This window comes from Plesiomonas sp., from assembly GCF_051652165.1.
Lineage (GTDB): Bacteria > Pseudomonadota > Gammaproteobacteria > Enterobacterales > CAMTGL01 > Plesiomonas.
The window spans coordinates 259,838-272,384 of sequence record NZ_JBOFTR010000015.1; the positions used below are offsets into that span (position 1 = coordinate 259,838).

General features: G+C 48.6%; 8 protein-coding genes and 1 pseudogene. All 9 read right to left on the reverse strand.

Annotated elements, in window-relative coordinates:
• Positions 1–114: 114 nt before the first annotated feature.
• Positions 115–4,332: a DNA-directed RNA polymerase subunit beta' gene (gene rpoC, locus ACRC53_RS09630; RefSeq protein WP_438643214.1), complete on the reverse strand. Its 4,218-nt coding sequence runs from the start codon at positions 4,330–4,332 to the stop codon at positions 115–117.
• A 96-nt stretch (positions 4,333–4,428) separates the two neighbouring features.
• Entirely contained in the window at positions 4,429–8,457 is a 4,029-nt protein-coding gene (gene rpoB, locus ACRC53_RS09635; protein ID WP_438643215.1) for a DNA-directed RNA polymerase subunit beta, read from the reverse strand.
• A 324-nt stretch (positions 8,458–8,781) separates the two neighbouring features.
• Positions 8,782–9,147, reverse strand: coding sequence for a 50S ribosomal protein L7/L12 (rplL, locus tag ACRC53_RS09640; RefSeq protein ID WP_438643216.1), 366 nt, complete (start codon positions 9,145–9,147; stop codon positions 8,782–8,784).
• 63 nt (positions 9,148–9,210) lie between these two features.
• Entirely contained in the window at positions 9,211–9,708 is a 498-nt protein-coding gene (gene rplJ / locus ACRC53_RS09645) for a 50S ribosomal protein L10 (RefSeq protein ID WP_438643217.1), read from the reverse strand.
• A 262-nt stretch (positions 9,709–9,970) separates the two neighbouring features.
• The gene (gene rplA / locus ACRC53_RS09650) at positions 9,971–10,672 is read right to left on the reverse strand and encodes a 50S ribosomal protein L1 (RefSeq protein WP_438622199.1); all 702 of its coding nucleotides are present in this window, start codon (positions 10,670–10,672) and stop codon (positions 9,971–9,973) included.
• Positions 10,673–10,676: 4 nt separating this feature from the next.
• Positions 10,677–11,105, reverse strand: coding sequence for a 50S ribosomal protein L11 (gene rplK, locus ACRC53_RS09655; RefSeq protein ID WP_438622200.1), 429 nt, complete (start codon positions 11,103–11,105; stop codon positions 10,677–10,679).
• Positions 11,106–11,220: 115 nt separating this feature from the next.
• Complete coding sequence (gene nusG / locus ACRC53_RS09660) at positions 11,221–11,766, reverse strand: transcription termination/antitermination protein NusG (RefSeq protein WP_438622201.1); 546 nt, start codon at positions 11,764–11,766, stop codon at positions 11,221–11,223.
• Position 11,767: 1 nt separating this feature from the next.
• Positions 11,768–12,151 carry a preprotein translocase subunit SecE gene (gene secE, locus ACRC53_RS09665; protein WP_438643218.1) on the reverse strand — a complete coding sequence of 128 codons (384 nt, stop codon included), beginning with the start codon at positions 12,149–12,151 and terminating at the stop codon, positions 11,768–11,770.
• Positions 12,152–12,347: 196 nt separating this feature from the next.
• Positions 12,348–12,547, reverse strand: a pseudogene (gene tuf, locus ACRC53_RS09670) (elongation factor Tu); the annotation flags it as partial.

Genomic DNA, 12,547 nt, shown 5'->3' on the forward strand with positions numbered 1-12,547 from the left:
TGTTACTGCAATGTTCATCACCGCAATACTGACCAGATTGCTGGCCACAGTAAGTTATTCGGTATGAAATACCGTATCAGCGTATTGGCTAATACGGCAGTTCATTAGCAATGATTACTCTTCGCTGCTACCGAAAGCACTCAGCAGACCGGCCAAATTAGCCGATGCTTCTTCTGCACTCACTTGTGGAGCAACCGGTGCATCACCTTTCTGGCGACGACGGGTGCGATCCTGATGGTACGCATAACCGGTACCTGCAGGGATCAGACGACCGACGATCACGTTCTCTTTCAGACCGCGCAACTCATCACGCTTACCTGCTACTGCCGCTTCGGTCAGTACGCGGGTAGTTTCCTGGAAGGAAGCCGCAGAGATGAATGACTCGGTTGCCAGAGACGCTTTGGTGATACCTAACAGTTCGCGTTCAAACGTTACTGGCTCTTTGCCTTGTGCTTCACGCTCACGGTTAGTGATCTTCACGCGAGCCACTTCAGCTTGCTCGCCTTCCAAGAACTCAGAATCGTAAGCCTGAGAAATTGTACCCTTACGCAGCATCTGACGGATGATAACTTCGATATGTTTATCGTTAATCTTAACGCCTTGCAGACGGTAAACGTCTTGCACTTCGTTAACGATATAGTTAGTTACCGCATGCACACCACGCAGACGCAAGATGTCGTGTGGTGTTTCTGGACCATCAGAGATCACATCGCCACGCTGTACCAATTCGCCTTCAAATACGTTGAGCTGACGCCACTTAGGAATCATCTCTTCGTAGTTATCCGCACCATCGGTTGGAGTAATCACCAGACGACGCTTACCTTTGGTCTCTTTACCAAACGAAACGATACCGGTAATTTCAGCCAGGATCGCAGGTTCTTTTGGCTTACGGGCTTCGAACAAGTCAGCAACACGTGGCAGACCACCGGTGATATCTTTAGTACCGCCAGACTCTTGTGGAATACGTGCTAACGCATCACCGGTACCAACCTGAGTGCCATCGTCCAACTGAACGATCGCTTTACCTGGCAGGAAGTACTGCGCAGGCATATCAGTGCCAGGAACCAGAATGTCGTTACCGTTCGCATCAACCAGCTTCAGCGCAGGACGCAGATCTTTACCACCGGTTGTACGCTCTGCAGCGTCCAGAACCACGATGGAAGATAGACCGGTCAGCTCATCGGTCTGACGAGTGACTGTCAGGCCATCAAGCATATCAACAAACTTGATATAACCGCCCACTTCGGTAATAACCGGCATGGTGTGCGGATCCCAGTTTGCAACCGTCTCGCCTGCGTTCACATCCATGCCGTCACCTTTGGCCATCGTCGCACCGTAAGGTACTTTATAGCTCTCTTTGGTGCGACCGAACTCGTCGATCACGGTCATTTCAGTGTTACGTGAAGTGATAACCAGTTTCTTATCTGCATTGATAACGAATTTCGCGTTATGCAGCTTCAGGCTACCCTTGTTCTTCACTTGGATGCTGTTCTCGGCTGCCGCACGCGATGCCGCACCACCAATGTGGAACGTACGCATGGTCAACTGAGTACCTGGCTCACCGATGGACTGTGCAGCGATAACACCGACAGCTTCACCTTTGTTGATCAGGTGTCCACGTGCCAGATCACGGCCGTAACAGTTCGCACACACACCGAAATCGGTGTTACAGGTAACCACTGAACGCACCAGAATCGTATCAACCGATTTCTCTTCGATCAGATCACAGAGCTTTTCATCCAGCAGAGTGTTACGCGGGATCAAAATATCTGCAGTACCTGGGATCAAAATATCTTCAGCTGCAACACGGCCCAACACACGCTCACGCAGTGGTTCTTTAACATCACCACCTTCGATCAACGGCGTCATGACCACGCCTTCTAACGTGCCGCAGTCATCTTCAGTGATCACCAAATCTTGCGCTACGTCTACCAGACGACGAGTCAGGTAACCGGAGTTCGCTGTCTTCAGTGCGGTATCCGCTAGACCTTTACGCGCACCGTGAGTTGAAATGAAGTACTGGAGTACGTTCAGACCTTCACGGAAGTTCGCAGTAATTGGGGTTTCGATGATCGAGCCATCAGGCTTGGCCATCAGACCACGCATACCGGCCAGCTGACGCATCTGCGCAGCAGAACCACGCGCACCGGAGTCGGCCATCATAAATACGCTGTTGAAGGAAGATTGTTTCTCTTCTTCGCCGTTACGATTAATCACGGTTTCAGTTGAGAGGTTTTCCATCATGGCTTTCGAGACTTTATCGTTCGCCACAGCCCAGATATCGATAACTTTGTTGTAACGTTCGCCGGCGGTTACCAGACCAGACTGGAACTGCTCTTGAATGTCAGCCACTTCAGACTCGGCATCGGCCAGGATCTTCGCTTTCGCTTCCGGGATAACCATGTCGTCGATACCAACGGACACGCCAGAACGTGCTGCATACGCAAAACCGGTGTACATAATTTGGTCAGCAAACACGACGGTCGACTTCAGACCCAGTACACGGTAGCAGGTGTTCAGCATGCGAGAGATCGCTTTTTTACCCAACGCTTGGTTAACGATAGAGTAAGGCAGACCTTTTGGTACGATCATCCACAAAATAGCACGGCCAACCGTAGTATCGATCAGACGAGTAGACACCTCGATCTCACCGGTATCGGTTTTCACATGTTCCGTGATACGTACTTTTACGCGCGCATGCAGTTCAGCCTGACCTGAGCGATACAAACGTTCCGCTTCTTTCGGGCCAGTCAACACCATGCCTTCGCCTTGGGCGTTGATCTTGTCGCGGGTCATGTAGTACAGACCCAACACTACGTCTTGAGAAGGCACGATGATAGGATCACCAGAGGCCGGAGACAGAATGTTGTTGGTCGACATCATCAACGCACGCGCTTCCAACTGCGCTTCAAGCGTCAGTGGAACGTGAACCGCCATCTGGTCACCATCGAAGTCGGCGTTATATGCCGCACACACCAGTGGATGTAACTGCAGTGCTTTACCTTCGATCAGTACCGGTTCAAAAGCCTGAATACCCAGACGGTGCAACGTTGGTGCACGGTTGAGCAGAATTGGATGTTCACGGATGACTTCATCTAGAATATCCCAAACGACTGCCTCTTCACGCTCGACCATTTTCTTGGCCGCTTTGATCGTAGTCGCCAGACCACGAGCTTCGAGTTTGCCGTAGATGAATGGCTTGAATAGCTCCAAACCCATCTTCTTCGGCAGACCGCACTGGTGCAGACGCAGGTATGGACCTACGGTGATTACAGAACGACCAGAGTAGTCAACACGCTTACCGAGCAAGTTCTGACGGAAACGACCCTGCTTACCTTTGATCATATCGGCCAAAGATTTCAGTGGGCGCTTGTTAGAACCGGTGATCGCACGACCGCGACGGCCGTTATCCAGCAATGCATCAACCGCTTCTTGCAACATACGCTTTTCGTTACGTACGATGATATCTGGCGCAGCCAGATCCAACAAACGCTTCAAACGATTGTTACGGTTGATCACACGACGGTACAGATCATTCAGGTCAGACGTTGCAAAACGGCCACCATCAAGCGGTACTAACGGACGCAGATCTGGCGGTAGAACTGGCAGCACAGTCAGGATCATCCACTCTGGCTTATTCCCAGACTGAATAAAGGCTTCGAGTAACTTGATGCGCTTAGTGATCTTTTTACGTTTTGTTTCTGAGTTAGTCACACCCAGCTCTTCACGCAACTGCTCACACTCAGCCGGTAGATCCATGGCACGCAGCAGTGCTTGTACTGCTTCTGCACCCATTTTGGCATCAAACTCATCACCAAACTCTTCCAGTGCATCTAAATACTGCTCTTCTGTCAGCATTTGACCACGGTCAAGATTGGTCATACCGCCTTCAACAACCACATAAGATTCGAAGTACAGTACGCGCTCAATATCACGCAATGGCATATCTAATAATAGACCAATACGCGATGGCAGTGATTTCAAAAACCAGATATGCGCAGTCGGGCAAGCCAGTTCGATATGACCCATACGGTCACGACGAACTTTAGTCTGGGTCACTTCGACACCACACTTCTCACAAATTACGCCACGATGCTTCAGGCGCTTGTACTTGCCACACAGACACTCGTAATCCTTCACTGGGCCAAAGATACGGGCACAAAACAGGCCATCGCGCTCAGGCTTGAAGGTACGGTAGTTAATGGTTTCCGGCTTTTTTACTTCGCCGAAAGACCAAGAACGGATCATGTCTGGAGACGCAAGACCGATTTTGATGGCATCAAACTCTTCGGTCTTAGTTTGCGCTTTCAGAAACTTTAGTAAGTCTTTCACGGATTGGCTCCCGTCGGAGTTAAACCAGTGGAGCGCGGCGACGCCACGCTCCTATTTCCTGCTGCGATCTAATGTGAACCGCTATCGATACAAAGACTATTCGTCTTCCAATTCGATATTGATACCCAGAGAGCGGATCTCTTTCAACAATACGTTGAACGACTCTGGCATACCTGGTTCCATACGATGATCACCATCCACGATGTTCTTATACATCTTGGTACGGCCATTCACGTCATCAGACTTAACAGTGAGCATTTCTTGCAGTGTATACGCAGCACCGTATGCTTCTAGCGCCCACACTTCCATCTCACCGAAACGCTGACCACCGAACTGAGCCTTACCACCCAGCGGCTGCTGAGTAACCAAGCTGTACGAACCGGTAGAACGCGCATGCATTTTGTCATCGACTAAGTGGTTCAGTTTTAGCATATACATGTAACCTACGGTTACTGGACGCTCAAACTTCTCACCGGTACGGCCATCAAACAGTGTAATTTGACCAGAGCGTGGTAAACCACCTAACTCCAACAAGTCTTTAATTTCAGACTCTTTTGCACCGTCAAAGACTGGTGTTGCCAATGGCATACCTTTGCGCAGGTTCTCAGCTAAACGTAAGACTTCGTCATCACTGAAAGTACTCATATCGACTTTCTGACGAATATCGCTGCCCAGATCATACGCTTTTTGGATGAACTCACGCAGTTTAGCAACTTCTTGCTGCTGCTTGATCATCGCGTTGATCTTCTCGCCAATGCCCTTCGCAGCCATGCCCAGATGTGTTTCCAGAATCTGGCCAATGTTCATACGCGATGGAACACCCAGCGGGTTCAGTACGATATCAACCGGTACACCGTTTTCATCGTGTGGCATGTCTTCAATAGGGTTAATCTTAGAGATAACACCCTTGTTACCGTGACGACCTGCCATCTTATCACCCGGTTGGATTTGACGTTTAACCGCCAAATACACTTTCACGATCTTCAGCACGCCTGGTGCTAAATCATCGCCTTGGGTGATTTTACGACGCTTGCCTTCCAGCTTCTTCTCGAACTCAGCCTTGAGCTCATCGTATTGTTCACTTAACTGCTCAAGTTGATTCTGTTTGTCTTCGTCATCTAGAGCAAGATCCAACCACTTGTCGCGAGACAATTTAGCCAGCTTCTCCGCTTCCAGACCACCGCCAACCAGCAGATCGTGGATACGCGCAAACAAACCTGCTTCGAGGATTTTCAGCTCTTCAGTCAGGTCTTTTTTAACCTGCTTAAGCTGCATCTCTTCGATTTCTAATGCACGCTTGTCTTTATCCACTCCATCACGGGTGAAGACTTGAACATCGATAATAGTACCAGATGTTCCGTTAGGTACGCGCAGCGAGGAGTCTTTAACATCCGACGCTTTTTCACCGAAGATTGCACGCAACAGCTTCTCTTCCGGTGTCAGTTGAGTTTCACCTTTTGGTGTTACTTTACCGACCAGAATGTCTCCACCTTTGACTTCAGCACCGATATACACGATACCTGACTCATCGAGCTTAGACAGTGCTGCTTCACCCACGTTAGGGATATCTGCAGTGATCTCTTCAGATCCTAATTTTGTATCACGCGCTACACATGCTAGTTCTTGGATGTGAATCGTTGTGAAACGGTCTTCTTGAACAACACGCTCGGAAACCAAGATGGAGTCTTCGAAGTTGTAACCGTTCCATGGCATAAATGCCACGCGCATATTCTGACCCAGTGCCAGCTCGCCTAAATCAGTAGACGGACCGTCAGCCAGTACATCACCGCGGTTCACCGGCTCGCCCAGCGCCACACATGGGATCTGGTTGATACAGGTGTTCTGGTTAGAACGGGTGTACTTGGTCAGGTTGTAGATATCAATGCCTGCTTCACCTGGGATGGTCTCGTCTTCGTTAACTTTGATAACGATACGAGAAGCATCAGCGTACTGAATCAGACCGCCACGCTTGGCCACTACGGTCACACCGGAGTCAACCGCTACAGCGCGTTCCATACCGGTACCCACTAGCGGCTTATCAGCACGCAAAGTAGGAACGGCTTGACGTTGCATGTTCGCACCCATCAGGGCACGGTTAGCATCATCATGCTCAAGGAATGGGATCAATGACGCACCGACAGAAACAACCTGTTGGGTCGAAACGTCCATGTAGTCAACTTGATCTTTGCTGAACAAGCTAGATTCGCCTTTACTACGGCAAGTAACCAGTTCTTCTTCAAAACGGCCGTCTTCATCCAGGTTTGAGTTAGCCTGAGCGATAACGTAATTACCCTCTTCAATTGCAGAGAGGTAATGAATTTCGTCGGTAACCACACCCTCTTTTACGCGACGATATGGAGTCTCAAGGAAACCATATTCGTTAGTCTGTGCGTAAACAGACAGGGAGTTAATCAGACCGATGTTTGGACCTTCTGGCGTTTCGATTGGACATACGCGACCATAATGGGTCGGGTGTACGTCTCGAACTTCGAAGCCTGCACGCTCACGTGTCAGACCACCTGGGCCCAGTGCAGAAATACGACGCTTATGCGTGATCTCTGACAATGGGTTGTTCTGATCCATAAACTGAGACAATTGAGAAGAGCCAAAAAACTCTTTCACTGCCGCAGAAATTGGTTTGGCGTTAATCAGATCCTGTGGCATCAGGGTATCAAGATCGCCTAAAGACAGACGCTCTTTCACCGCACGCTCAACACGGACTAAACCAACACGGAATTGGTTTTCAGCCATTTCACCAACAGAACGGATACGACGGTTGCCCAGGTGATCGATATCATCGACTTCACCTTTACCGTTACGAATATCAATGAGTTTTTTCATCACTTCAATGATATCGTCGTTGCTCAGGGTACCGGCACCTTCGATCTCGTCACGCAGCAGAGAACGGTTAAACTTCATCCGGCCTACCGCAGACAAGTCATAGCGGTCAGCAGAGAAGAATAGGTTCTCGAACAACGCTTCGGCAGCATCACGCGTTGGCGGCTCACCAGGGCGCATCATGCGGTAGATTTCAACCAACGCACTCAGACGATCTGTGGTGGAATCGACACGTAATGTCTCAGACATGTACGGACCGTGGTCGAGATCGTTGGTAAACAGAACCTCGATACGCTTATGTCCACCTTGGCTCAGTTTCGCCAACGTTTCCAGTGACAACTCCATGTTCGCGCCGCAAATCAGCTCGCCCGTAGAGGTATCAACATAATCTTTTGCAGAAACTTTACCGACAATGTACTCAATAGGTACATCGATACAAGTAATGTCATCTTTTTCTAGCTGACGAATATGGCGAGCCGTGATACGGCGGCCTTTTTCGACATAAACCTTGCCATTTGCTTCGATATCAAAGGTCGCAGTTTCACCACGCAGACGCTCTGGAACTAGCGTCATCTCTAGCTTGCCGTGACGAACTTCAAATACGATCTTCTCAAAGAACAGATCAAGGATCTGCTCAGTCGTATAGCGCAGCGCACGCAAAATAATGGTCGCTGGCAGTTTACGACGACGGTCGATACGAACAAATAAGTTATCTTTCGGGTCAAACTCGAAATCCAACCAAGAACCACGGTAAGGAATAATACGTGCGTTATACAGCACCTTACCAGAGGAGTGGGTTTTACCCTTATCGCTGTCAAAGAACACGCCTGGGCTACGATGTAGCTGGGATACGATAACCCGCTCGGTACCGTTGATCACGAAAGTGCCGTTTTCGGTCATGAGCGGAATTTCGCCCATGTAAACTTCTTGCTCTTTAATGTCTTTGACCGTACCTTCCGGTGCGTCTTTTTCGTACAGCGTCATCCGCAGCTTGACACGCAAAGGTGCAGAATAAGTTACGCCACGGATTTGGCACTCTTTCACATCAAAGACTGGCTCACCGAGACGATAGCTAACATATTGCAGCTCTGAATTGCCGCTGTAGCTCTGAATCGGGAAAACGGAACGGAACGCAGCTTCCAGACCGTACTGCCCTTCCGGATCTTGCTCGATAAACTTCTGAAACGAGTCAAGCTGGATAGAGAGTAAGTAAGGCACATCCAACACTTGGGGACGTTTGCCAAAATCCTTACGAATGCGTTTTTTCTCGGTATAGGAGTAAACCATAGGGTTCCTCAGCTCGCTGAATAGTCGACCCATTCTGTCCGTCCTGCTAGGACAGTTCGTGCAACACTATTTTTTTGTGGACGAAGAGCGATTGACCCTTCGCAATACTTGTTTCTATCACGCTTAAATCATTTCATTGTGCTTTACACAGAGCAGCGACTCTGGCGCAGTATATTAAGTCGTCAATAGAAAAAGCATTGAGGATCACTTATGGCCAAACAGTGTGAAACACCACAAGCATCCTTTACAGCGCAAAAAGGCTGGTGACTAAAAAGTCACCAGCCATTAGCCTTTGGAAATCAGGCTACGAACTGGAAAGTTCGATTACTTGATTTCAACAGAAGCACCTGCTTCTTCCAGTTCTTTCTTCAGAGCGTCAGCTTCTGCTTTGCTGATACCTTCTTTCAGGTTAGCTGGAGCAGATTCTACCAGGTCTTTAGCTTCTTTCAGGCCCAGACCAGTTGCGCCACGTACTGCTTTGATTACAGCAACTTTGTTTGCGCCGATAGCAGACAGAACTACGTCGAATTCAGTCTTCTCTTCAGCAGCTTCAGCTGGACCTGCAGCAACAGCTACAGCTGCAGCAGCAGAAACGCCAAACTTCTCTTCCATAGCAGAGATCAGTTCAACAACTTCCATTACAGACATTGCTGCAACTGCATCAATGATTTGGTCTTTAGTGATAGACATAACAATTATTTCCTAAAATAAGAAGATGGTTATCTTGCAAACGAAAAGCGAAAGAGGATGCTATTAAGCCGCTTCTTTTGCATCGCGAATAGCCGCGATAGTGCGAACCAGTTTGCCTGCAGAGGCTTCTTTCATGGTCGCCATCAAGCGTGCAATCGCTTCGTCGTAAGTTGGCAGAGTTGCCAAACGGTCAATTTGAGCCGCTTGAATGAACTCGCCTTCAAAGGCTGCGCCTTTAACTTCGAATTTAGCATTATCTTTAGCAAATGCTTTGAACAGACGAGCTGCAGCGCCCGGATGTTCGTTAGAGAATGCAACCAAAGTTGGACCAACAAACGCATCAGCCATACACTCATAAGAGGTACCAGCTACAGCACGACGCAGCAGAGTGTTACGTACTACACGTACGTACACGCCAGCTTCACGGCTGATTTTGCGCAGTTCAGTCATTTTTGCTACAGAAACGCCACGTGCATCAGCGATTACTGCAGACAGCGCACCTTTGGCCACTTCGTTGACTTCAGCAACAATCGCTTGTTTGTCTTGAAGATTCAGTGCCATTGGCTTTTGCTCCTGGATTAGCCAAGCATAATTGCTTGGAACTCACACCACCCAACATAATTGGGCGTAATACACGGCGAGCAGAATCCAGTCAGAAAAAATTCTTTCGGTTCTCTCACCGTCTACGCAGGTTGATCAGATTAAGTGCTTTTCAGCACACCTGCGGTCTTGGACGGAGGCTTGGAAAAGGCCAAGCTCCAACCATAATCAAAGGCGTTAAATTGTATAGAAATCCAACGCCCTTGTAAAGCAGTGCTATTTATTAAACAGCAGCACTCAGGGTATTCTGATCAAGAGCTACACCTGCACCCATAGTGGTAGAGATGCTAACTTTCTTGATGAATACGCCTTTTGCAGAAGAAGGCTTAGCTTTCTTCAGTGCAACCAGCAGAGCTTCCAAGTTTTCTTTCAGTTGCTCAGTGGTGAAGTCTACCTTACCGATAGTAGAATGGATGATACCATTCTTGTCGTTACGGTAACGAACCTGACCTGCTTTAGCGTTGTTCACAGCTTCAGCAACGTTAGGAGTTACAGTACCTACTTTCGGGTTAGGCATCAGACCACGTGGGCCCAGGATTTGGCCCAGTTGACCTACAACGCGCATTGCATCAGGAGATGCGATAACTACGTCGAAGTTCATTTCGCCTTTCTTGATCTGGTCAGCCAGATCTTCCATACCTACTAGGTCTGCACCGGCTGCTTTAGCGGCTTCTGCGTTTGCACCTTGGGTGAACACAGCAACGCGAACAGTACGGCCAGTACCGTGTGGCAGTACAGTAGCGCCACGAACGTTTTGGTCTGATTTACGAGCGTCGATACCCAGATTTACTGCAACATCAACACTTTCTACAAATTTAGCAGTTGCCAGCTCTTTCAGTAGAGCAACGGCTTCGTTGATTTCGTACTGTTTAGTAGCATCAACTTTGTCACGGATCACGCGCATGCGCTTGGTCAGCTTAGCCATTGTCTTAGTCCTCTACAACCAGGCCCATGGAACGTGCAGTACCTTCAATGGAGCGCATCATCGCTTCCACATCAGCACCAGTCATGTCCGCCGCTTTAGTTTCGGCGATTTCGCGAACTTGAGCACGTGCAACTTTACCGCACTTCTCTTTGTTCGGCTTGCCAGAACCTGACTTGATACCAGCCGCTTTCTTCAGCAGAACTGCTGCTGGAGGCGTTTTGGTAACGAAAGTGAAAGAACGGTCAGCGTAAACAGTGATAACCACTGGAATCGGCAGGCCTTTTTCCATGCTCTCAGTACGAGCATTGAATGCCTTACAGAATTCCATGATGTTAACACCTTGTTGACCCAGTGCTGGACCAACTGGTGGAGACGGGTTAGCCATACCAGCTGCAACTTGCAGCTTAACGTAGGCTTGTACTTTCTTAGCCATTGATATTTCCTCAGTTTGGGTTCGAGCGCCTCAGAATTAAGGCTCCCCGATAACAAAAAGGCGCGAAATTGTAGGTCAATTTCACGCCTTTTACAAGCATCAGATTAAAATATGATCACGCTTTTTCGACTTGGCTGAAGTCTAATTCAACCGGTGTTGCACGACCAAAAATCGATACAGAAACTTTTAAGCGGCTCTTTTCATAATCCACTTCTTCAACCACACCGTTGAAGTCAGCAAATGGGCCGTCGCTAACGCGAACCATTTCACCGGGTTCAAACAAGGTTTTCGGACGTGGCTTATCACCTACTTGCTGTAGACGATTCAAAATGGCATCCGCTTCTTTATCACTGATAGGCGCTGGGCGATCAGATGTACCACCGATAAAACCCATCACGCGTGGGATGCTACGCACTAAGTGCCAGCTTGCATCATCCATCACCATTTGTACTAATACATAGCCAGGGAAGAATTTACGCTCGCTTTTGCGGCGTTGTCCACCACGCATTTCAACGACTTCTTCGGTAGGCACAAGCACTTCACCGAACAGCTCTTCCATGTTATGCAGCTTGATGTGCTCACGCAGCGATTGGGCTACGCGGCCCTCAAAACCAGAAAACGCTTGTACAACGTACCAACGTTTTTTAGGAGCTTCAGTCATGTTAGAACCTCAAGCCTGTAATAAATGACACTACGTTGACTAAAATCGTATCTAGCCCCCACAGTGCTAATGACATAACGACAGTAACAGCCGCCACAATCAGGGTTGTATGCAAGGTCTCTTGGCGGGTTGGCCACACGACTTTACGGACTTCCATACGGGATTCGCGGGCGAATTCCAAGAATGTCTTACCCTGGCGAGTAAAGGCAGCAATACCTAATGCCGCCGCTACCATCAAAATAATCACCAAAGCACGGAGCACGACGGCAACATCATTAAATACAGCATTACCAACTACGGCGGCTGCTAAGATGACAAAAATGCCAGCCCATTTAACGATGTTCAAGCTGCTTCCATTGCCTTGGGTTTCGGTATTCGCGTTCATACAACCCACCTGTTACTCTCGAACGAATAAAAATAAATTAGATAAAAACAATTCAACCTCGCATTGCGAGGTCTACAGTAAAAGGTATATTACCCTATATGCCCTTATCAACCGAGACTTATTATAGCCTCTGTTTGATAAGCGTAGAAAAAAGGCATCATTAAAGATGCCCTTTTTCGGTCTTGAAGATCAAGACTTAAGCGATGATTTTAGCAACCACGCCTGCACCTACTGTACGGCCACCTTCACGGATAGCAAAGCGCAAGCCTTCGTCCATCGCGATTGGGGCAATCAGGTTTACAACCATTTGAATGTTGTCACCTGGCATGACCATCTCTACGCCTTCTGGCAGTTCGATGGTACCGGTCACGTCAGTTGTACGGAAGTAGAACTGTG

Coding starts and splice junctions, on each gene's coding strand:
- rpoB (WP_438643215.1), bottom strand. CDS start 8,457: ATGGTTTACTCCTATACCGAGAAAAAACGCATTCGTAAGGATTTTGGC.
- rplL (WP_438643216.1), bottom strand. CDS start 9,147: ATGTCTATCACTAAAGACCAAATCATTGATGCAGTTGCAGCAATGTCT.
- rplJ (WP_438643217.1), bottom strand. CDS start 9,708: ATGGCACTGAATCTTCAAGACAAACAAGCGATTGTTGCTGAAGTCAAC.
- rplA (WP_438622199.1), bottom strand. CDS start 10,672: ATGGCTAAGCTGACCAAGCGCATGCGCGTGATCCGTGACAAAGTTGAT.
- rplK (WP_438622200.1), bottom strand. CDS start 11,105: ATGGCTAAGAAAGTACAAGCCTACGTTAAGCTGCAAGTTGCAGCTGGT.
- nusG (WP_438622201.1), bottom strand. CDS start 11,766: ATGACTGAAGCTCCTAAAAAACGTTGGTACGTTGTACAAGCGTTTTCT.
- secE (WP_438643218.1), bottom strand. CDS start 12,151: ATGAACGCGAATACCGAAACCCAAGGCAATGGAAGCAGCTTGAACATC.